The organism is Lichenihabitans psoromatis (genome assembly GCF_004323635.1).
Lineage (GTDB): Bacteria > Pseudomonadota > Alphaproteobacteria > Rhizobiales > Beijerinckiaceae > Lichenihabitans > Lichenihabitans psoromatis.
This window is the reverse complement of sequence record NZ_CP036515.1, coordinates 1,956,630-1,978,352: the sequence shown is the minus strand read 5'-3', so window position 1 is coordinate 1,978,352 and position 21,723 is coordinate 1,956,630. Positions and strand designations below refer to the sequence as shown.

The following is a 21,723-nucleotide window of genomic DNA, read 5'->3' as shown; positions in this document are numbered from 1 at the left end:
TGGGGTCACACCACGACGGTGTAGACGAGGTAGACGAACAAGGTCGCCCCGAGCAACACGAGCATCGCCGCGAGCGCGACATCGAGCCTCGCTCCGCTCCCCGGCCGGACGTCCGCGCTGTCGATGTCGCGGGCCGTCTTCCGGTAGCGGATCGTCGCCAGGATCATGGTCGCGCCGCCGAGCGCGATCAGAATCAGACCCGCGACGTTGCCGGTAGCCTGGCCGCTCACCGAAAGGGGGCGGCCCGCCAACGACTTGCTCGCGATCTCAAGGAAGAGGTCGAATTTCTCGACCAGAAATCCGAACGCCATGATCGATATGGCGGTTCGGACCCAGGCCAGAAACGTTCGCTCGTTGGCCGCATGGTCGCTGTATCGCTCGATCATCGTGTTCGCCTCATCGAGAATGGACCGGCTCAACGCAGCGTCGGCTAGACCATGAACTTGATGCACATCGGCGTGCCGTGCGTGAGGGAGCCATGATCCGACAAGGTCCCGCTCGCTGCATCGATGCGGAAGATCGAGATGCGGTCGCTCTTCTGGTTGGCGACGAGAAGGAACTCCCCGGTGGGGTCGATCGCGAGGTTGCGCGGAATATGCCCGCCGCACGGATGGTGGCCAACACTAGTGAGATCGCCGGTATCCGCGTCCAGCTTATGGATGACGATGCTGTCGTGGCCCCGGTTAGACGCATAGACGAAACCGGCCGGATGCAGTTGCAGATCGGCGGCGTCGCTCGGCCCGGTAAAATCGGGCGGCAGCATCGGCACGGTCTCGATCGTCTGGAACGTGCCCGTCTCGGCCTCGTAGCGCAGCGACGTCAGGGTCGAGTCGAGTTCGCCGACGAGAAGCGCGATGCCCCCGTTGGGGTGGAACAGGAAATGGCGTGGCCCGGAGCCCGGCGTCAGCGCAAGGCTCGCGGCGGCCGGTTCCGACAAGTGTCCCTCCGATAGCCGATAGGAGAACAGACGATCGAGACCGAGATCGGCCACGATTGCGAAACGGCCGTCCGGGCTCGGCAGAATGCAATGCGCGTGCGACCGCTCCTGACGCTCGGCATTCGGCCCCTGCCCCACATGGCGAATGCTGGATATCGGCGCGCCGAGGCCGCCATCCGGGCGGACCGGGAATATCACAACGGCACGATCCGGCCCTTCCCCGGCTGGCGCCAGCGCATAATTGGCGGCCAGCACATGGTGCCCGTCCGGGTCGAGGCCGGTATGCGCCGTGGTGCTCCCAAGGCTCGGTTGCTTGTTGATATAATCGAGGCGGTTAGTCTCCGCGTCGAAGCGGAAAGCCGTGACGGTTCCCTCGTGCCAGCCAAACACTTCCGAACCGGCATAGATGCAGCCGGTGGCGGCCTTTGCGGAGAGGTAGGTCGGATTGTCGATCCCACGCTCCTCGCAGAGTAACTCGGCCGTGCCGACCGCCGAATCGAAGCGGAACACGGACAATCCGACGCCAGCCGCGGTGCCGAAATACGGCGTGTCACGATTGAGGCTGCCGACTACCATCATGCTCGTGCTCAAAGACGTCGTCTCCCGCTGCGATCTTGTCCCGAAACCTTATGTCAGGACGAGGCGCGGGAAGTCCACCGTCCATGCAGCGCTCGACCAACGCTCGTGTTTCCTCGATCGACCCGTTCGAGTAAGGCTGCGCGACCACGCGTGACAGAGGGACATCGATGCGACAGAGAACCGGCCGCCTCATTCGCGAGACACCCCTCTTCGTGGCCGCTTGTGCACTGACCCTGCTGTTTCCCTTTGCTGGCGTGGCCGCAGCCGCATCGATGGCGCAACCCGCAACAGTGGCAATCGACTCGACGACCTTTCAGGCGTTTCTCGAGGGAATTTGGCCGGAGGCTCAGAGCCGGGGTGTTTCGCGCGCGGTTTTTGACGCCACCTTCGCGGCCATGACGCCGGATGCCGCGCTGGCACCGCTGACCCGCTCGCAACCCGAATTCGCCAAACCGATCGGCGCGTATCTCGCGTCGCAAGTCACGCCAGCGCGGGTCGCGGCCGGCAACGCTGAGGGGGCCCGCTGGGCCAGCGATCTCAGCGCGATCGAGAACCGCTACGGTGTACCGCGATCCATTCTGGTGGCGGTCTGGGGCCTCGAAACCAACTATGGCGCGTCGACCGGGCGCAAGGATGTGGTGCGTTCGCTGGCGACGTTGGCGGCCATGAACTACCGGCCGACACTGTATCGGGCCGAACTGCTGGCTTGCCTCGACCTGCTCCAAAAGGGCGACGTGCGGCGGCAGGATCTCGTCGGATCCTGGGCCGGTGCGATGGGGCAACCGCAATTCATGCCTTCGAGCTTCGTCAAATATGCGGTCGATCAGGACGGCGACGGCCGCCGGGATATCTGGGGGAGCGTGCCCGATACGCTCGCCTCCATCGCAAATTTTCTGCGTCAGCAGGGGTATAGACCCGACCGGCCCTGGGGCTTCGAGGTGAAGCTGCCGCAGGGGCTGGATGTTGCGATCGGCCGAGGCAGCTTTGCGGACTGGGCCGCGCGCGGCGTCACGCGCGCCGACGGCTCGCCGCTCCAAAGCCCGGGCGACGCCGTCTTGTTCTTTCCGGCGGGCGCATCGGGACCCGCCTTCCTCGTGACCGAGAATTTCGAGGTGCTGAAGACCTATAACTTCTCCGACGCCTATGTGCTGAGCGTCGCGCAATTGGCAGACCGCATGGAGGGCGGCGCGACCATCAAGGCCGCTTGGCCGACGGCCGTACCCATGTCGCGGCCGGATCGGATCGCCCTTCAGACGCGCCTCGTCGCTCTCGGCTTTCCGGTCGATAACCGCGAAGGCCGGATCAGTCTTGCCTTGCGGGACACGATCCGGCTGGCACAGGCCCGCGTCAAGATGGTGCCGGACGGCAACCCGACGAGCGCATTGCTCCGCGCCCTGTCGAGCCAGTAGCCGACCGCGCCAGCCGCGACCCTCAAGGAACCGGCGTCGCGATCGCGTCGGCGATGCTGACGGACTTCGGCAGCAACACCAATATCGCGAAGGCGTCGGCCACCTTCTGTTGCTCGGCCGCGACTCCCGTCGTGATGCGAGCGACGCCATAGCTTTGTCGGCCAAGCGCAGTCGCAATGATCGAAGCCGGAATATGAATCGCGTCGCTCAATTGCGCCGCGGCCTCGGCCTGGTGCGCACTCACCCATTGGTCGGTGTCGTCGAGAGCCGCGATCACCACGTCGATCGCCTTCGCGTTGTTGGCCGCAAAGGTCTTCGACGCGAGGTAGAATTGTGCGTTCGGGACGAGATCGGTCCCGGTCACCAGAGTCCTGGCGCCCGTGCCGGCCTGTCCAGCCGCATAATAGGGATCCCAAATCGCCCAGGCGTCGACGGAGCCGCGCTCGAAAGCGGCCCGCGCATCGGCGGGGGCCAGGAACACCGGCTTGATGTCCGTGTAGGCGACGCCGGCCTTTTCGAGCGCCTTGACCAGCAGATAATGGACGTTCGACCCCTTGTTGAGCGCCACCGACTTGCCCTTGAGATCCGAGACGGCGCGGATCGTGCTGTCTTTCGGAACCAGGATCGCTTCACCCAATGGCGCGGGCGGCTCGCTCGCCACATAGACGATCGGCACACCGGCGGCCTGCGCGAAAATGGGCGGTGCCTCGCCGGTCGCACCGATATCGATCGCGCCCGCATTCAGCCCTTCGAGCAGTTGCGGTCCCGCTGGAAACTCGGTCCAGGTCACGCCGTAGCCGATCGCCTTCAGCTTCGCATCGAGTTCACCCCTCGATTTCAGCAGGATCAACGTTCCATATTTTTGATAGCCGATCCGCACCACCGGATCGGCGGCATGGGCCGAAACCCCGCAGAGCAGAGTAGCGGCTCCAACCACCATCGCGGCGACGAAACGCACATGTCCGAGCATCGAAAAGTCCCCATCCGTTACAGCATAGCACCCAAGACCCAACTGGAACTTGCAATGTCTAGTAATTTGGTCAACTTATAGAAATGCTTTGACGACGGGTGAATGAGGCATGAGCAACAGGTCCAGGGCTCTTGGCGTGATCGAGGTGAGGCCATTTCGCCAATCCGGCTCAGGCGTTCCGTTGGCGGTCGGGAATGTCGCGTCGCACCTGCAAGGCTGGTTGGTCCCGGCCGTGCTGCTCCTCGCGTGGCAGCTCGCCAGCCAATTCGGCTTCGTGCCCGAAACGATCCTACCGCGCCCCTCTGCGGTACTCATGACGGCCTGGAAGACGACCCTGACGGGTGAGCTTCCGGCCAATATGGCGGTCAGCTTTCTGCGAGCCATCACGGGATTCGTGGTTGGCGGCAGTATCGGTTTCATACTCGGCTTGTCGAACGGCCTATCCCGCCTCAGCTATCGGCTCACCGACACGACTCTGCAGATGCTTCGGAACGTGCCGCATCTGGCGCTGATCCCGCTGGTCATCCTGTGGTTCGGCATCGGCGAATCCGCTAAGCTTTTCCTGGTGGCGCTCGGGGTCTTTTTCCCGGTCTACCTGAACACGCTCCATGGTGTCCGCTCGGTCGATCCGCAATTGATCGAGATGGGCCGGAGCTATGGCATGTCGCTCCCGACGCTGTTTCGACGCGTCATTTTTCGCGGCGCTCTCCCCTCGATCTTCGTCGGGATCCGCTTCGGCCTCGGCATCATGTGGCTAACCCTGATCGTCGCCGAAACCATCGCGGCTCAATCCGGCCTCGGCTACATGGCCATGCAGGCGCGGGAATTCATGCAGACCGACATCGTCGTCATGGCGATCGTGATCTATGCGCTTCTGGGCAAGCTGGCCGACGAGGCCGCAACACTGGTCGAGCGCCTCTGCATGCCGTGGCGCGCCTCGTCCGCGTCGAGCGCGCCATGAGCCTTGCTCCACGGCAGGAGGCAGTTATCGCCTCGTCCACCAAGGGTGTGTCGATCGCGGTGGACCGGATCGGCAAGAGCTTCGAGGGTACCCATGTCCTGTCGGGGCTATCCTTGCACGTTCCGGCAGGACAGTTCCTGGCCATCGTCGGACGCAGCGGCTCGGGCAAGAGCACCTTGCTGCGACTGATCTGCGGGCTCGATCAGCCTACCACAGGACGGCTGACCTTCGACGGCGGCCCCGCCCAGCCCGGCAGCGCCCGCATCATGTTTCAGGAGCCGCGCCTGCTGCCTTGGGCTCGCGTGCTCGATAATGTCGCGATCGGCCTCAAGGCCGAGGTCCCGCGGCAGGCCGGCCGAAGCCTCGCGATCGACGCACTCCGGGCGGTCGGGCTCGAGGCGCGCGCCCAGGATTGGCCAACCGTTCTCTCCGGCGGGCAAAAGCAGCGGGTCGCGCTAGCCCGGGCGCTGGTCAGCCGCCCTGGCCTGCTGCTGCTGGACGAGCCGCTCGGAGCGCTCGATGCCTTGACGCGGCTCGAAATGCAGACGTTGCTCGCCGATGTCTGGACCACACAGGGTTTTACGGCCGTGCTGGTGACCCATGACGTGGCCGAGGCTGTTCGGCTGGCCGATCGCATCATCGTGCTGCAAGATGGCGCCGTCACGCTCGATGTTTTCAACGCTGCGCCGCGGCCGCGCTCGACCCGGCATGTCGAGGCGCTTGATCTCGAGGAGCGGTTGCTGACGCAACTCATGTCGACCTGAGCGGAGGCGATACTCGTCGAAATGCCCTCAGCGCTGCGCCCCGGCTCCGTTCGCCACGAGCACATAGCCTCGGGTCTTGCCGTCATTATCGGCATCGATCGTATTCATGGCGTCGAACAGGTCTGATGCCGTGACCCATACGGGCGGATATTTGTAGCGCGCAACATCCAAGATGAGAAAGCGATCCGCCTTCGCGTCATAAGCCGCCAGTGGCGAAATGTGGCCGCCCCGCTCCTGATCCAGCGATTTTCGCAAATAGTTGACGATGACCACATGCCCTCTGGTCGAAAGATAATCGCCGGCTGTTTTGCGAAACGTGTCGAGGCCGCCGGACACCGCATGATGCACCTCGACGAGCAAGGGATGCAGGGCCAAGAGGCCGCCGAGTTGATCGAGTGTCATACCCTGGCGGGCCAGCACGTCGCGCGGCAGCACCGCTTCGGTCCTTTGGTCGAGCACGTTATCTTGCGTGAAGACGGCATAGGGTTGGTAGGGCGGGCTGCTGGGCGCGGGCGTTTTCAGCGCGTTGAGCGTCATGACGATACTGGCGACACCGCAATAGGCCTGCGTTTTTTGCGTCTCGAAGGCGACGCTGATCGGCAGGTAGGCATCGAGAGGCTTCGTCTCGAGAAGCAGAGCCTCCCCCTGATCAGACGAAAGATCGATGAGCCGGGTCGGAAGCGCCAGCGTTTCCGCCGACACGCCGGTCGTCGACAGCACCCAGCAGAGAAGCAAACGGCTTAAGAATGGTGACACGGCTGGTCCTTTCCGGCGAACGAGCACCGAGATGGCCGTAACGGTTGCGAGCCGTCATTCGGTGGTAGCGTAGCAGGATCCGTGACCGTCGTGCAGGTGCCGCGACTTTATAGCAGCAAACCAAGATCGGATGGATGGTGTCGCTCATCCTCCATCTCAGCCATTCAATCGGTCAACCTCATGCGCGTTATCACCACGGACGCCAACGCGACGTGCCGCATTCCCGTATACTGGTAACGGTCGACGGTGGCGATTGATCACAGGCCACGCTGGCTTGATCGACGCAGCAATATATATCCGCTATACGGTATAATTCATTAATGTCTGCGCGAGCAGACTTGCGGGTGATTGTCCTTATCAAAAGGCCCTCACGACGGAGCTTCAATTTGACGATGACCGGGTCTTTTCCGGGTACGATGGTGACGGCAGACAGACAATGTCGAGCCCTCAAGATGGTGTGGTCCGACCCGACCCTCAGCGCTAGTCGCCAAGCAAAAGAGAGCGGCTGTGCCGGCGCCTGACGACCGCCGCGGTTACGGAGACTCACAGGAGGAGTCCCGTCTGCGCGAATTGGACAGTTTCCGCATCCTCGATAGTGAGCCGGAAGCCGAGTTCGACGCTATCGTCCGGTTCGTCGCGGGGATCTTCGATGTCCCGATCGCCTTCGTGTCCTTGATCGAAAGCGAGCGCCAGTGGCTGAAGGCCGCTGTGGGGATCGACGGGTCGAGCTTCTCGCGGCGTCTCTCCTTGTGCGGCCATACTATTCTGTCCGACGATATCCTCGTGGTTCCCGACGCACGGCTCGACGCTCGGTTCGCCGAAAACCCCTATGTGATTGGCGACCCAAACATTCGATTTTACGCGGGGGCACCGCTGATTACGGCGGCCGGATCTCGAATCGGCTCGATCTGCATCATCGATACAAAGCCGCGACTGCCCTTGTCAGAACGCGAATGCCATCTGCTCCGTCAAGCCTCGCAAACAACCATGAGGCTGATCGACAATCGCCGCGACGCCTTCGTGAGCGGCACGATGACGGCATTCGCCGACACCACCGACCTCGCCCTGTTGTCGACCGACCGGCACGGCCTGGTCGTGTTCCTCAACAGGGTAGCCGAACTTCTGTTCGGCTACCCCCGCGCCGAGATTGTCGGTCGCAACGTCGACCTCATCATCCCGGAGCGGTTCAGGCTCGATCACGCCCATGCAATGGCCAAGCTACGAGACGGCGCGCCCTCCAGACTGGCGGGCAAGACGATCGAGCTGCCGGCGGTCCATCGCGATGGCCACGAGATCGCGATCGAATTCTCGTTTTTCCAGTGGAAGAGCCCTTCGGGTCTCGGCATGGGCTCGGTCATGCGGGACATCACCGAGCGGCGGCAGCGAGATATGCGGCTCTTGCGGCTCGCCCATCACGATCCCCTCACGGGGCTTGTCAATCGCAGGCACCTGAACGAATACCTGGACGGCTTAATGGCCTCCGAGACGCGGTTTTCGGTGCTGATGCTCGATCTGGACCGGTTCAAGGAGGTCAATGATCACATCGGTCACGCGGCCGGCGACACGCTCCTCCAGACCATCGCGCTGCGGCTGACGGCGGCACTCGATCAAGCTGCCCTCCTGTCGCGCTGGGGCGGCGACGAGTTCCTGGTCGTGCTTCCGGATTTGGCGGATCCGGTCGAATTCGGCCGACAAGCGTCGAAACTTCTCGATGTCTTCGCCAAGCCATTCGACGTGTCGGGCAACAACGTCATCATTGGCGCGAGTGTGGGTGGTGCGATCTGGCCAAACCACGGTTCAGACCGGGATGAGGTGATCGCCAGCGCGGATCTCGCACTTTATCGCGCCAAAAACGACGGCGGTCGTCACTTCCGCCTCTTCGAATTCCCGATGCGCGATCGCGTCGCGGCCCGGCATATGCTTCGGGACGATTTGCGCCGCGCGATCAGACAAGATGAATTGCGCCTGTTCTATCAGCCGCAGGTCTCGTTCACGACAGGCGCGATCGTCGGCGTGGAAGCCTTGATGCGATGGCAACATCCGGAGCGCGGCCTTCTCCTGCCCAAAGCGTTCATGCATGGGCTCGAGGAGGGTTCGCTGGCTCTGCATGCGGGTTGGTGGACGCTCGAGGAGACGTGTCGTCAAGCGGCCGCTTGGCGACAGGACGGAATTCCTCCGATGAAGATGAGCGTCAATCTGTTCGGAGCGCAGATCCGGTCAGGCAATCTCGCGAAGGTCGTGACGGAGGCTCTCGCCCGTCATGACCTGACGCCGGATTATCTCGAACTCGAAGTGACGGAAACGATCGCGTTGCAAAACGACGATGCTATGCTCGAACCGCTTCGAGAGCTTCGGAACATTGGAATCGGGATCGCGTTCGACGATTTCGGGACCGGCTTCGCGTCGCTGAGTTCGCTGCGGCGCGTTCCCCTGACCTCTCTCAAGGTGGACCAAAGCTTCGTCCGCAACATGTTGACCGATAAGCACGATGCCGCGATCGTCCGGGCGATCGTTTCGATGGGGTTGGACTTCGACGTCACGGTCATCGCCGAAGGCCTCGAGACAAAACGGCAAGCCGATATGCTTCGAGCGATGGGGTGCCAGGTGGGCCAGGGCCACTGGTTCGGCAAAGCGGTCGATCCGGATGTTTTGGCAAAGCGTCTGTCGCGCGCGGGGGGCGCCCAACGCAACGGACGTGGCTAAGGCCGTGGCGGCCGACACCGCGCCCTTGCGGCTTGGCGAGTTTGCTATCGGCTCGCGGCGGCCTTGAGCGGAAGTCGCTCCAGGCCAAGCAATAACGCCAGCGTGGTGACGACCAGAACCATCGTCAGCGCGGCACCCGAGAAGATATCGCCGCGGTCCGTCTGACCAAAGATCGCGACCGGCAGCGTCACCCATCCCGGCGGATACAGCATGACGGTGGCGCCGAGTTCGCCCATCGAGAGGGCAAAGCTGAGCCCGAAAGCGGCCACGAGATAGGGTGCGATCAGCGGAAGCGTCACGTGGACCAGTTGGTAGAACGGTCGCGCGCCGAGGCTCGAGGCGACCTGTTCATAATCCGGAGCGAGCCGCATCAGGCCAGCCGAGACGGTGCCGAACGTAAAGGCCGACACCAGCACGAAGTGAGCGATCAGCACGATCGCGACTGTGCCGTTGAGCAGGAACGGCTTTTGGCTGAATCCGACCAACAAGCCAAGGCCGACCGAGACCGACGGCACCGCGCTCGGAACGAAGAACAGCAGACCCAGCAGTCGGCCCCAGCGTTCTCCCTGCAGTCGCAAGGCCAAAGCCGCCCATGTCCCAGCCACCAGCGCCACGAGGCTCGCCACGAGCCCGGTCGCGAGGCTCGCCCAGATGGCATCGCGCGAGGCGCCGGACACCACATCGCTATAATGCTCGACCGTGAACCCGGTCGGCAGCACGCCGCTCCATTGCTGCGAAAAGCTCGCCACTACGATGACGGCGAGCGGTGCCAGAAACAGCACGCCGAGCAGCAACGCGGCCAGGATCCAGATGACGATGCGGCCCGAGCGCGACCAGACCAGCATGGTCAGGCCCCAAACCGGCGCGCGGCCGTACGGTAAAGCCCAAATAAGCCGAGCGACAAGGCCACGTTGACGACCGCGATGATGCAGGCGGTCTGATAATCCGATTCTTGGATGGCCTTGTCGTAGATCAACAACGGCAGGGTGATGACGCCCTTGGCGCCGATGAAGAGCACGATGCCGAACTCGTTGACGGTCAGCAGCAAGCAGAGGCTGCCGCCGGCGATCAACGCCGGGACCGCGGCCGGGAGGATCACTTGCGTAACGATCCGCCATGGGCGTGCGCCGAGAATGCTCGCGGCCTCGATCTGACTGCGGTCGAGCAGCGAGAACGAGGCGAGCAGCGGACGCAACACGAAGGGCGTGTAAACCGTCACCTCGGCCAGCACGACCCCCCATGCCGAATAGAGAAAATCGACGGGGGGCGCCGTCAGGTGAAAGCCCTGCACCAGCGCTTCGTTCAGAATGCCGGCCGAGCCATAGATGAACGTGAACGCCAGCGTGATCAGAAAGGTCGGCAGCGCGATGAACGTGTCGATCAACCGGGCGATGAAGCGACTTCCCGGAAACGGCACGAAAGCGAGCATCAGCGCCAGCACGAGGCCAAGCACGACGCAGCCGACCGTGGAGGCGACCGCGATCGTCATGGTGTTGAGCAGAGCGCCGACGAACGAGCGAGAGGTGACGACCTGCAGCGCCGCTTGTGCCGTGAAAGCCCCGCTCTCGTCGAGAAACGCCGTTCGGACGATCAAGGCGAGCGGATAGAAGAACAAGACCGCGAGCAGCAGCGCCGGGGGGACGATCCAGGCGCCCCCGAATGTCAGCGGTTTCGATCGCGGCGTCGAGACAACCGCGTCAGCCATTGAGATTGTCGGCGATGAGGGTCGCGTCGCTCGGCGCGAAGAAGAGGTCTATTGCGGTCCCCGGACGCGGCAGCGCCGGCAGCCGAGTCGCGACGACGCGGATTGGAGTTCCGTCGATCTCGAGCACGAGATGGGTGAGTTCGCCCTGCCAATGGACCTCGCGCAGCACCCCCTGGATACAGTTGGATTGAGCGTCTTCGCGCGTCAGCGTGACATGTTGCGGTCGAACGCAAAGCAGGCGCTCGGTCCCGGCGGTTTCGCCCTGTCCGGCAGCCACCAACGACACCGCTCCGGACCGGACGGTCGCAAAGCCATTCGACGTGCCGGGGTGGAGCACCGTCACGGGGAGCAGGTTCGCGCGACCGAGAAACTCCGCTGCGAAGCGGTTGGGCGGGCGGCGATAGAGATCGGCGGTCGCTCCATGGGCCGAAATCGCGCCGTCCTTCATGATCGCGATCTTATCGGCGAGCGTCAGCGCTTCGCTCTGGTCGTGGGTCACATAGAGGATCGTCAGATCGGGAAGATCACGGTGCAGGCGCGCGATCTCCTCCACCATCGAGCGACGGATCTGCGCGTCGAGGGCCGAGAGCGGCTCATCGAGCAGCAGAACACGGGGGCGGACCGCGAGAGCGCGCGCGATTGCGACGCGCTGCTGCTGGCCACCCGAGAGTTCACGCGGATAGCGCTTGGCATAGGGGGCCATGCCGACGATCCGCAGCGCATCGGCGACCCGCTCGGCCACCAGCGCCTTCGGTGCGGCTTGAGCATGAAGCCCGAACGCGACATTCCCCTCGACCCGCATATGCGGAAACAGCGCGTAATTCTGCACCACCATGCCGAGCCCACGCTCGTAGGGAGGCAGGTCGGTGACGTCCGTCGTGCCAATGCGAATGCGGCCGCTGACCGGCCGCACGAAGCCCGCAACCGCACGGAGCGCGGTCGTCTTGCCGGAACCGGACGGGCCGATCAGCGCCAGGATCTCGCCGGCCGCAATGTCCAGCGTCATCGGCTTCAGCACCACCGCGCCGCGATAGGCGACCGTCACCTTGTCGAAGGAAACGCTCGATCCCCGGACGGCGACAGCTGCGGCTGGCGCATCAGACGCGGCCAGAGCCGAAACCGACATGCTCAGCTGCCGGTCGCTTGGCGCCAGCGAGCCACGTCACCCGGCAGATCCTTGAGCACCGCCGCCCAATCGGGCGTCCACACCGTCACGCCCTGCATGGCCTCGTGCAGCTTGGCGAAGTTGGCGTCCGTCGGGGTCACGTCCTTGCGGACCGGAACGCCGATCGCGATGGACGACACGGTCGATTGGGCCTCTTTGCTGAGCAGGAAGTCGATCAGTTTCTTCCCGTTCTCGGCATCGGGCGCGCCCGTCACGAGGCCCACATAGTAAGGAAGCGCCAACGTCGAGCGCTCGCCGTTCGGTCCGGCGGGCCAGAACACGCGGATGTTGGGGTTCTGCGCCATCTGCGACATGTTCATCTGCAGATCGCCGTTGGCGACATGCAGCTCGCCCTTGTTGACGAGAGCCGTCAACTTGCCGGTCGAGGCCGAGGGGCCGACGTTATTGTCCTGCAGCTTCTTGAGAAATTCGAAGCCCGCATCCTTGCTGCCGAAGGCATGGATCACCTGCAGCATCACGGCGGTGCCGTCACCGGCTTGACCTGGCGTCGAATATTGAATCTTGCCCTTGAACGACGGCTCGAGCAGATCGGCATAGGTCTTGGGCGCCTGCTTCAGCACGGCGGCGTTGTAGATGAAGTTCATGTAGTTGTTGACGAGCGGCTGATAGGTGGCGCTACCGCCGTCGATCTCGGAGGCGGCATCCGGCTTGAAGGTCTGCAGCAGACCCTCGGCCTCGGCACGCTGGATGAAGGGCGGCAGGGTGACGAGCACATCCGCCTGCGGGTTCGACTTCTCCTTGGCGACACGCTCGACGACACCGCCGGACCCTGCCTCGATATATTGCACCTTGACGCCCGTCGCCTTGGTGAAGGCGTCGAATTGCGTCTCGAACCAGCTCCCCTTGCCATCATGAAGGCCGTCGGCCGCGTAGATCGTGACGACGTCGGATGCCGCCCAAGCCGGCGTGGCGAGTGCGGTCGCGGCAAGCAGAATTGCCGAAAGAATGGCCTTCATGGAATGGATCCCCGGTCAGAATGAAGAACCGGTAGGCGCCGCCTATGAAAGCGATGTGACTTTCGGATGAAGCTGTCGTGACGCCGCTACGGCAGGTGCTGGTGTGGTCGCGTCTCGGTTTTTGCCAGGGTCAACAATCGGGCGATGGCATGATGATCGAAGCCCCCGATTCCCTCCCGAACGTCGGCGCTGATGGCGGCCGCGAGCGCATCGGGGTCGCGCCACCGAAGCGCCCCGATAATCTCCTGATGCCGATCGACCACATAGAGCTCGGCCACATGCTCCATCGCGATCCCGAGCACCGGACCGAGTTGCAGCCAGACGCTCTCGATCATCGGCATCGCGATCTGATCCGGATTGGCCCGGTAGATCGCGCGATGGAACTGCTGATTGGCCAGCAAGGCCGCCGATTGATCGGCACGCGCTATCGCATCGTCGATATCATGATCCATGACGAGGAGATGGTCGATCTGCTGGTCCGTCATCGAAACGATCGCCCGTTGCGCGGCATGCTGTTCGAGCGCGATACGGAGAGAGATCAACGCTTCGAACCGTTCTGGCGTGACGAGCGGCACGACGATGCGGCGGTTTTCGAGAAAATTCAGCGCTCCGATGGAGGTTAACCGACGCAGCGCCTCGCGAACCGGCGTCGGGCTGCTGTCGAGCGCAGCGGCGAGACCGCGGATCGTGAGAGCCGCGCCAGGGCGCACCGCGCCGACCATGATGGCCTGCCGCAGGCGAGCGTGGACATGATCGTGGGTTGTCATCCCGTCCGGCTTTGCCAGTGCGGGAAGTACGAGCTCGTTCAATCGCTTGCGCTCCAAACCCCGCGCCTTCCCTGGTGACCAAGCGGTCGCGACCACGCCCGCAACCTTGATCGTGACCGTAAAAAGTGGCACAGCCTCGGGATTGTGATCACAAATGAAGTTTTCCGACATGTCTGTCCAGACCCACGATCCTGATGCGTTCAAGCTTTGGCTTGAAGAGAACGGGCAGATCGAGAGCATCCAAGCCGTGGTCTGCGACCTCAACGGCATCATGCGCGGCAAGCGCGTTCCCGTTGGGCAGGCCGCCAAGGTTCTGGGTGGCGGCATCCGCATGCCGCTGTCGATCGTCGGCGTCGACGTCTGGGGTGAGGATATCGTCGGCAACGAGCAGGTGTTTGCCAGCGGCGACATGGACGGGATCTGCGGCGTGACGGGGCGCGGCGCGCTTCCGGTCAATTGGACGTCACGGCCGAGCGCGCTGGTGCCGCTCTGGATGTTCCTCGAAGACGGAACGCCATTCCTCGCCGACCCGCGTCAAGCGCTGGCATCCATCGTGCGCCAATATAGCGCCCTCGGCCTCCGCCCGGTCGTCGCGACCGAGATGGAATTTTATCTGATCGACCCCGAGCCTGACAGCGCGGTTCCGCCGATCTCGCCTTACACGGGCAAGCGCCTCGATTCCGACGCGATCCTCTCGATCGACGAGCTCGACGATTTCGGCGAGTTCCTGTCCGACGTCTACAAGGAATGCGCCCGCCAGAATGTGCCGGCCGATGCGGCCATCGCCGAGAACGGTATCGGTCAATTCGAGATCAACCTGCTGCATAGCGACGATCCCTTGAAGGCCGCCGACGACGCCATCTTCTTCAAGCGCATCGTGAAGGGTGTCGCGCGCCGCCACGGCTTAGCCGCGACCTTCATGGCCAAGCCTTACGGCACCCGTTCGGGCAATGGCATGCATTGCCACTGCAGCGTCATCGACAGCGACGGCAAGAATATCTTCGACAATGGAACGGCGGAAGGCTCGCCGATCCTGCGACATGCGGTTGCGGGGATGTTGCGCGGCATGGCCGAGACGACCCTGCTGTTCGCACCGCATTTCAATTCCTACCGCCGCCTCCGGCCCGACACGCATGCGCCGACCACGATCGCCTGGGGCTATGAGAACCGCACGGCGGCGATCCGCATTCCCGGTGGCAATCCCGTGGCCCGGCGCATCGAGCACCGCGTCGCCGGCGCCGATTCTAACCCCTATCTGTCGATCGCGGCGATCCTCGGGGCGGCGCTGGTCGGCATTCGCAACGAATGGGAGCCGACACCGGATATCCCCGGCCGCACCTACGGGACCGATAGCCTACCGAAAATCCCATCCGATTGGGGCCAGGCGGTGGACGCGTTCGAAAGCGGCGACATCGCGGCCCAAATCTTCGATCCGATTCTGCGCGACATGCTGGTGGCCTGCAAGCGTCAGGAGATCGCAGGCTTCGCCGAGCAGGTGACGGATTACGAATTCAGCGCCTATCTCGAGATCGTCTGACCCGCAGGCCGGCTTAACCGCCTCTCACGCATCGGAGCATACTGTCATGGCGTCGCGGAGCCCGTCGACCGCAGCGCGTCAAACCCACGCGCCGTCCTATTATGCCGCCACCGCCAACGACAAGACGGTTCGGCCTCGCCTGACGGACGACATTCGCGCCGATGTCTGCGTGATCGGGGCCGGTTTCACGGGGCTTTCGGCCGCGCTAGAACTCGCCGAGCGGGGCTTTTCGGTCGTAGTGCTCGAAGCCGTGCAGATCGGCTTCGGCGCGTCGGGACGCAACGGCGGCCAGATCGTCAACGGCTATAGCCGTGATCTCGACGTGATCGAGAAACGCTACGGCGAACCCGCCGCAACGGCGCTCGGCGCGATGTCGCTCGAAGGCGCCAGCATTATCCGCAGCCGCATCGCCAAATATGACATCGCCTGCGACCTCGTGGACGGCGCGTTTTTCGCCGCCTTTACGGATAAGCAGATGAAGGAGCTCGAACATCAGAAGCGGGTGTGGGAGCCGCATGGGCATGACGGCCTCGAGATGGTGGACCGCTCCGACGTTCCGGCCATCGTGGCCTGCGACCGCTATGTCGGCGGCATGGTCGACCGGCATGGCGGTCACATCCACCCGCTCAATCTCGTGCTCGGCGAAGCGGCGGCTTTCGAGAGCCTGGGCGGACGCATTTTCGAACACTCCAGCGTCGTCACGGTCGAGACCGGCGCCGCCCCTCTGGCCCGCACGGCCGAAGGATCGGTCGCCTGCAAGGTGCTGCTGGTCTGCGGCAATGCCTATCTCGGCAAGCTGCTGCCTGAGATCGGCGACAAAATGATGCCGGTCTCGAGCCAAATCATCGCGACCGAGCCGCTGGACGCAGCTTTGGCCGATGAGCTTCTGCCGGCGAATTACTGCGTCGAGGATATGAATTACATCCTCGATTACTATCGCCGGACGGCCGACAATCGGATCCTCTACGGCGGTGGCGTCGTTTATGGCGGCCGCGACCCCGCCAGCGTCGAAGCGCGGCTGCGGCCGCAACTCGCCAAGACGTTTCCGCGTCTCGCAAGCGTTCGCTTCGACTATGCCTGGAGCGGGAATTTCGCCCTCACGCTGACGCGTGTGCCGCATGTGGGACAGCTCACGCCGACGGTTTATTTTTCGCACGGCGACAGCGGTCACGGCGTCACCACGACCCACCTGCTCGGCAAGATCCTGGGCGAGGCGGTCGCGGGCCAGGCCGAACGGTTGGATGTGTGGAGCAGCCTGCCCTATTACCCATTTCCGGGCGGATCGACCTTTCGGGTGCCCCTCACCGCCCTGGGTGCCTGGTGGTACGGCCTGCGGGATCGGCTAGGCGTTTAACGCCCGCATTCGGAAAAGATCGAGGTTCGCCATGTCGCCCCGCCCCGTCCCGTCCCGGCCCTTGATCGGCATTCTCTGCTGCACCAATACGGTGTCGAACCAGAATGCGCAGACGGTCATCAACCGCTACATCGACGCGGTCGATCGCGCTCTCGAGGGCGACATTGTGCTGCTCCCGACCAATTGCCGGCACGGCGATCTCGCCTCTCTGCTCGGCCGCCTCGATGGTGTGGTGCTGACCGGCAGCCCCAGCAATGTCGAGGCACGGCATTATGGCTCGGATGTCGCGACCGGGCCGTTCGATCCGGCCCGCGACGACGCCGCTCTCGCGCTCGTCCGCACCGCCGCCGCGCTCAAGACGCCGGTGCTGGGCATCTGCCGCGGCTTGCAGGAGGTGAATGTCGCTCTTGGCGGAAGCTTGCGGCATGGCATCGGCGACGCGGCCGGATCGGTCGCTCACCACGCACCCGACCAGATCGAGGGGGATGCGATGTTCGAGTGGATGCACTCCGTCGCCCTCCGACAAGGCGGCGTGTTGCAGGAGACGCTACATCGCTCGACCGCAGAGGTGAATTCCGTCCACTATCAAGGTATCGAACGGCTTGCCGATGTTTTACAGATCGAGGCGCAAGCGCCGGACGGGACGATCGAGGCGGTATCGGCCCGCGATGCCCCAATTTTCGCGGTGCAATGGCATCCCGAATATGCCGTGCAGGACGAGGTCTCGCAGGCGGTATTCTCGGTCTTTGCCAAAATGATGCGCCGCTAACACCTGCGGCCCGCGATCACGCGGTCGCGCTCTCGGCGAGCCCATCATCCAGGATCGCGAAAGCCTGCTCGAACTCGGCCTCGGTGATGGTCAGGGGCGGACAGAGCGTCACGACCGTTCCGCCGCCGAGCTTGAAGCTTAGTCCACGCCGCAGGCACGCATAAAGCAGGCGATCGGCGGTCGCAGCCGCATCGGGGCCGCCGATCTCCAGGCCGAAATAACAGCCGAGCCCCCGCACGTCGCGGACCATCGGGTGGCGGCTCATCAAGCCCTTGAGCCGATCGAGGCCGATGCGCCCGAGTTCATTGGCGCGGGCCACCAACCCCTCATCGGCGATGACGTCGAGCGTCGCCAGCGCGGCGGCGCATCCGACGGGGCTCTTTTCATGCGTATAATGACCGAGAGCCGCCTGTGGGGCGCAATCCAGCGTCGCATCGGCGATGATGGCCGCCATGGGCATGATGCCCCCACCCAGCCCCTTGCCGATCACGAGAATATCGGGCGTGGCGCCGGCCTGCTCGCAGACGAACATGGTGCCGGTTCGGGCAAGACAACTCGGGATCTCGTCGAAGATCAGCAACGCCCCATGGCGCGAGCAGCTGTCGCGCACGCGCGCCCAAAATCCCGGCGGGGGCGGCTCGACGGTGGTCCATCGCATCGGCTCAGCCAGCACGGCCGCGACGTCTCCCTGAAGCTCAAGCACATAATCGATATAGTCGGCGAAGCGCTCGAAGGGCCGGTCGTCGCCGAAGAACCGCGATGCGAGATGCAGCGGCGGCAGATGTTCGCCGCCCGGCATCATCGGGCCGAGATTCTGGCGGAATAGCGCTTCGCCCCCGACCCCGATCGTGTCGAGATTGGCACCGTGGAACGCATCCCAGAACGACAGCGTTTTGTGCCGCCCGGTGGCGTAACGCGCGAGTTTCAACGCCATGCCGACAGCGGCGGCGCCGCTGGGCGCCAGCAGGACCTTGGCGAGCGGATCGGGTGCCAAGCGTCCGAGCCGATCGGCCAATGCGATGGCGGAGCGGTTGGTGTAGCGGCGCGGGCAGAATGGCAGCGTATCGAGTTCGGCCTTGATGGCCGCCACGACGCGCGGGTGGCCATGGCCGAGTTGGTGCACGCTATTGCCGTGAAAATCGAGAATGCGGCGTCCTTCGACATCGATCAGCGTTGCGCCTTCGGCCCGTTCGATCACATCGAGGCAGGGGGTCGACAGCGACTGATGTAGAAAGACGCGCTCGTCGTCGTCGAGAAGCTGTCGGGTTTCCGAGTTGAGCCCCGCACGCCAGGCCGCCCTCAGCGGCGAGCGGTTGACATCGCCCTCGCTCGGCGCGGGCTCGTTCGCGTTTGCCGCAACCATCAGGGCCGTTCGCCGCGCGCGAGCCGCCCCTCGATGGCGGCAACGACCGGCATCAGGTCGGCGACGCTGTCGATCACGTAATGCGCGCCGGCCGCCGTCAGACGATCCATGGCGGAGGCCCGCATGCGCGCGAAATCCGCAGGCTTGAGCGCCGCAGTGTCGGCCTGCGACAGGCCGAACACGTTGCCGCTGACCGAGACGCCGACCGTCCATGTGCCGCCATTCAGGCCCTCGGCGATGCCGACCTCGGTATCATCCACCTTGATGGCGCTCCAGGCTGGCCAGACACCGAGGTCGAGCAAGCTCTTGTAGAGCATGAACGGCGTCGGGCGACCGTCCGGCGTGTCGCCGGTGCAGACGAGACTGTCGGGCACGAAACCGCCTTCGGCCGCGACCGGCAGGATCTCGGCCATGATGTCCCGCGTGTAGCCGGTGGTCGAGCCGATCTTGAGCCCGGCTTGCCGCAGCTTGCGCGTCACATCGGCGACACCCGGGATAACCGCCGAGAACCGCGCCGCCACCGCCTTGTTCTTCGGTACGAAGACGGCATAGACGGCATCGATATCCGGGTCGGCGGGTGCGTGGCCATGCGCTGCGGCCCAAGCCTCGGCGACGCGCGGCAGCGCCATCAGGGCCGCAATATGGGGCCGCTTGGCCATGCCCATCGGCCCGCGAGCCTCGTCGATCGAAATCGTGACGCCGAACTCGCCGAACGTTTCGACAAAGGCCCCCATGGGGGCAAGCGAGCCATGGTCCACGACGGTACCGGCCCAATCGAATACGATGGCTTTGACATGGTTCATGGCGGGGGCTTCCGATCGATCATCCGTAGAGCTCGGCCATGACCTCTTCGGCGATGGCAAAAGACGTGCTGGCGCCCGTGCCGCTGGTGATCAGCACGATCCGCAACGCGTCGGATGGCCGATCGACCAGCATCAGGCGGTCCGGCGCCGACGCATAGGTACCGGTCCAGCGTTCGACCACGGGCGGGATCGCGCCGGCGAAAACCTGCGCGTATTCGTCGAGGATGAGATCGTCGATCCCGGTGGGCGCGAACGGGTCGGGCGTCGCAGCGTAATGATGCGAATCGCCGACCACCACCGAGCCATCCTCGCTGCGAACCACGATCAGATGCACGCCATGCCGGACATGCTCGCGTTGCTCCACATCGAGCCGTTTACGCAGCGCAGCCGCTCCCGGCTGCTCGGCATAACCGAGATAGCGGATCAGACCGAGGTCGGACATGACGGCGGGCAGCGAAGGGTCGAACTTTTCTGGCATCAACCGCATCATGTGCAGCTTGCACCGCGTCAAGCCATAAGCCGCGATCCGGTCCGACATCAGCGTGCGGAAATCGTCGCCGGGGCAGACCACCACGGTCTCGGCTTCGATCAACCCTCGGCTGGTCTCGAGCCGCGGTGGGGCGGCGCTATGCACGACGGTCTCGCGCAGAAAAACGACGCCATGGCGTTCGCCGAGATAAGCAGCAAGGCGCGGGATGGCCTCGCGCGACTCGACCCGGACCTCGTGTGGGCTGTGAAGCGCGCCGGCGATACCGGCCTCGCGCAGACCGGCGCCATGATCCGCAAGGTCGGCGGGCTCGACGAGGCTACAATCCGCGCCCATGTCGGTCTCGAGAAATTGTTCGATGACCGTCCGGGCCTCCGGGCGGCGCGCGACCGTCAGCAAGCCGCGCTGCAGGATCGGGATCTGCGCCGCCTCGGCCATCTCGACCCACACGTCGCGCGACCGCATCGCCCGCTGCCAGCACGCGCCCTGCTGCTGACCCGTCACCGTGATGAAGCCGAAATTGCGGATCGAGGCGCCGTTGGCCTGCGTATCGCGGTCGATCACGACGACGCGCTTGCCGAGCCGGGCCGCCGCGAGCGCATGGGCCAAGCCACAAATGCCCGCACCGACCACGGCGACATCGAACCTGCCCGGCAGCGGCACCATGGGTCAAAGCCTCACATCGAAAAGCTTGCTCTAGCCTCGACCCGTGACCGCTCCATGACGTCGGTGCCGTGTTCAGGCTTTCAGGGCGGCCGCGATGGTTTCGGACCATGGCGTTGTCGGCCGCCCGATCAAGGCGCTGAGTTGGCGCCCATCATCGAACAAGGCATCGTTTGCGGCGGCGGCATCCGAGTCGGATAGCAGGCTTGCGATGGGGTCCGGCAGACCGGCTCCGACGAGAATGCCTTTATATTCGGCCTCGGGAACATCGCGGTAAACGACCGCTTGCCCCGAGACGTGGGCGACCTCCTCCGCAAATTGGGCGAGCGTATAGGCGTCGTCGCCAGCGAGTTCGTAGATGCGCCCGTCTTGCGGCACAGTCGCGGTGAGAACGGCGGCCGCCGCAGCGGCATAATCGGCGCGCGACGCCGAGGCGATCCGGCCATGTCCGGCACTGCCGAGCATCACGCCATGCGCCAGAGCCGCCGGGATCGAGGCGGTGTAGTTTTCCGTGTACCAGCCGTTCCGCAGAATGACGAAGGGAACGCCGGATTGGCGTAGCAGGGCCTCGGTCTGGCGATGCTCCTCGGCGAGCGCCAAGGCGGACGTGTCGGCATGAAGCACGCTCGTATAGGCCAGCAAGGTGACGCCGGCCCGTTTGGCCGCCGCAATCACGTTGCGGTGCTGTTCGACCCGCTCGCCGAGCGCATTCGACGAGATCAGCAGGAGACGATCGACCCCCGCAAAAGCAGCGTCGAGCGTCTCGGGCTTGCTGTAATCGGCGATCTTGGCCGCGACGCCACGCGCCGTCAAAGCCGCGACCGCCCCGGCATCGCGCACGATGGCCTCGACGTTGATCGATGGCCCCGTGGCGAGAAGATCGTCGATGACGAGGCGACCGAGCTGGCCGCTCGCTCCGGTCACGAGAAGACGAAGAGATGCGTTGGACATGAAGGGCTCCTAATGGCGATTGTGGATCCATGTCTAGAATAGAGACCGAGTCGTTGGTAAGAAAGGAGGCAGCTTTCCAACCCCTGGTGACCTCAAGGGAACC

20 protein-coding genes are annotated in these 21,723 nt (G+C 64.2%); 7 read left to right on the top strand and 13 right to left on the bottom strand.

Going from position 1 to position 21,723, the window contains the following annotated elements:
* Positions 1-5: 5 nt before the first annotated feature.
* Both EY713_RS09155 and EY713_RS09150 read right to left on the bottom strand, forming a co-directional pair.
* Positions 6-386 carry a YidH family protein gene (locus EY713_RS09155; protein WP_131114523.1) on the bottom strand — a complete coding sequence of 127 codons (381 nt, stop codon included), beginning with the start codon at positions 384-386 and terminating at the stop codon, positions 6-8.
* Between the two features lie 44 nt (positions 387-430).
* On the bottom strand, positions 431-1,516 hold the full coding sequence (locus EY713_RS09150; RefSeq protein ID WP_131114522.1) for a lactonase family protein: 1,086 nt from the start codon (positions 1,514-1,516) through the stop codon (positions 431-433).
* A 167-nt stretch (positions 1,517-1,683) separates the two neighbouring features.
* Here EY713_RS09150 and EY713_RS09145 point away from each other — a divergent pair, with 167 nt between their 5' ends.
* Positions 1,684-2,925, top strand: coding sequence for a lytic murein transglycosylase (locus EY713_RS09145; RefSeq protein WP_131114521.1), 1,242 nt, complete (start codon positions 1,684-1,686; stop codon positions 2,923-2,925).
* 22 nt (positions 2,926-2,947) lie between these two features.
* Here the strand turns inward: EY713_RS09145 and EY713_RS09140 are convergent, their stop codons facing one another.
* Positions 2,948-3,895 carry a sulfonate ABC transporter substrate-binding protein gene (locus tag EY713_RS09140; protein ID WP_131114520.1) on the bottom strand — a complete coding sequence of 316 codons (948 nt, stop codon included), beginning with the start codon at positions 3,893-3,895 and terminating at the stop codon, positions 2,948-2,950.
* Between the two features lie 109 nt (positions 3,896-4,004).
* Between EY713_RS09140 and EY713_RS09135 the strand changes: the two genes are divergently transcribed.
* Positions 4,005-4,856: an ABC transporter permease subunit gene (locus EY713_RS09135; protein ID WP_131114519.1), complete on the top strand. Its 852-nt coding sequence runs from the start codon at positions 4,005-4,007 to the stop codon at positions 4,854-4,856.
* Entirely contained in the window at positions 4,853-5,620 is a 768-nt protein-coding gene (locus EY713_RS09130) for an ABC transporter ATP-binding protein (protein WP_131114518.1), read from the top strand. The genes EY713_RS09135 and EY713_RS09130 overlap by 4 nt, the downstream gene beginning before the upstream one ends.
* 27 nt (positions 5,621-5,647) lie before the next feature.
* On the opposite strand, the gene EY713_RS09125 is transcribed toward EY713_RS09130, so the two are convergent.
* The gene (locus tag EY713_RS09125; protein WP_131114517.1) at positions 5,648-6,376 is read right to left on the bottom strand and encodes a phytochelatin synthase family protein; all 729 of its coding nucleotides are present in this window, start codon (positions 6,374-6,376) and stop codon (positions 5,648-5,650) included.
* Between the two features lie 507 nt (positions 6,377-6,883).
* On the opposite strand from EY713_RS09125, the gene EY713_RS09120 reads away from it, so the two are divergent.
* Positions 6,884-9,079 (top strand): putative bifunctional diguanylate cyclase/phosphodiesterase, encoded by a 2,196-nt coding sequence (locus tag EY713_RS09120; RefSeq protein WP_245572951.1) that lies wholly within the window; start codon positions 6,884-6,886, stop codon positions 9,077-9,079.
* 44 nt (positions 9,080-9,123) lie between these two features.
* Here the strand turns inward: EY713_RS09120 and EY713_RS09115 are convergent, their stop codons facing one another.
* The 5 genes from EY713_RS09115 to EY713_RS09095 form a co-directional block, all read right to left on the bottom strand.
* A complete protein-coding gene (locus tag EY713_RS09115; RefSeq protein WP_131114516.1) occupies positions 9,124-9,924 on the bottom strand; it encodes an ABC transporter permease in 801 nt (266 codons plus the stop codon).
* A 2-nt stretch (positions 9,925-9,926) separates the two neighbouring features.
* The gene (locus tag EY713_RS09110) at positions 9,927-10,784 is read right to left on the bottom strand and encodes a 2-aminoethylphosphonate ABC transporter permease subunit (RefSeq protein ID WP_131114515.1); all 858 of its coding nucleotides are present in this window, start codon (positions 10,782-10,784) and stop codon (positions 9,927-9,929) included.
* The gene (locus EY713_RS09105) at positions 10,777-11,910 is read right to left on the bottom strand and encodes an ABC transporter ATP-binding protein (protein WP_131114514.1); all 1,134 of its coding nucleotides are present in this window, start codon (positions 11,908-11,910) and stop codon (positions 10,777-10,779) included. The genes EY713_RS09110 and EY713_RS09105 overlap by 8 nt, the downstream gene beginning before the upstream one ends.
* Before the next feature lie 2 nt (positions 11,911-11,912).
* Positions 11,913-12,926, bottom strand: a complete 1,014-nt coding sequence (locus EY713_RS09100; RefSeq protein ID WP_131114513.1) for a 2-aminoethylphosphonate ABC transporter substrate-binding protein — start codon at positions 12,924-12,926, stop codon at positions 11,913-11,915.
* 86 nt (positions 12,927-13,012) lie between these two features.
* Positions 13,013-13,735, bottom strand: coding sequence for a GntR family transcriptional regulator (locus EY713_RS09095; protein WP_131119484.1), 723 nt, complete (start codon positions 13,733-13,735; stop codon positions 13,013-13,015).
* Positions 13,736-13,862: 127 nt separating this feature from the next.
* Here EY713_RS09095 and EY713_RS09090 point away from each other — a divergent pair, with 127 nt between their 5' ends.
* The 3 genes from EY713_RS09090 to EY713_RS09080 are packed head-to-tail and all read left to right on the top strand — an operon-like array spanning position 13,863 to position 17,353.
* Positions 13,863-15,230, top strand: a complete 1,368-nt coding sequence (locus tag EY713_RS09090; RefSeq protein ID WP_131114512.1) for a glutamine synthetase family protein — start codon at positions 13,863-13,865, stop codon at positions 15,228-15,230.
* A gap of 46 nt (positions 15,231-15,276) precedes the next feature.
* On the top strand, positions 15,277-16,584 hold the full coding sequence (locus EY713_RS09085) for an NAD(P)/FAD-dependent oxidoreductase (RefSeq protein WP_131114511.1): 1,308 nt from the start codon (positions 15,277-15,279) through the stop codon (positions 16,582-16,584).
* 31 nt (positions 16,585-16,615) lie between these two features.
* Positions 16,616-17,353, top strand: a complete 738-nt coding sequence (locus tag EY713_RS09080; RefSeq protein ID WP_131114510.1) for a gamma-glutamyl-gamma-aminobutyrate hydrolase family protein — start codon at positions 16,616-16,618, stop codon at positions 17,351-17,353.
* Between the two features lie 16 nt (positions 17,354-17,369).
* Here the strand turns inward: EY713_RS09080 and pbfA are convergent, their stop codons facing one another.
* The 4 genes from pbfA to EY713_RS09060 form a co-directional block, all read right to left on the bottom strand.
* The gene (gene pbfA, locus EY713_RS09075) at positions 17,370-18,716 is read right to left on the bottom strand and encodes a (R)-1-hydroxy-2-aminoethylphosphonate ammonia-lyase (RefSeq protein WP_131114509.1); all 1,347 of its coding nucleotides are present in this window, start codon (positions 18,714-18,716) and stop codon (positions 17,370-17,372) included.
* Positions 18,716-19,519 carry a phosphonoacetaldehyde hydrolase gene (gene phnX / locus EY713_RS09070; protein ID WP_131114508.1) on the bottom strand — a complete coding sequence of 268 codons (804 nt, stop codon included), beginning with the start codon at positions 19,517-19,519 and terminating at the stop codon, positions 18,716-18,718. Before phnX ends, pbfA begins: the two co-directional genes overlap by 1 nt.
* A 19-nt stretch (positions 19,520-19,538) precedes the next feature.
* Positions 19,539-20,672, bottom strand: a complete 1,134-nt coding sequence (locus EY713_RS09065; RefSeq protein ID WP_170314071.1) for a TIGR03364 family FAD-dependent oxidoreductase — start codon at positions 20,670-20,672, stop codon at positions 19,539-19,541.
* A gap of 72 nt (positions 20,673-20,744) precedes the next feature.
* The gene (locus EY713_RS09060) at positions 20,745-21,620 is read right to left on the bottom strand and encodes an NAD(P)H-binding protein (protein ID WP_131114507.1); all 876 of its coding nucleotides are present in this window, start codon (positions 21,618-21,620) and stop codon (positions 20,745-20,747) included.
* Between the last annotated feature and the right edge of the window lie 103 nt (positions 21,621-21,723).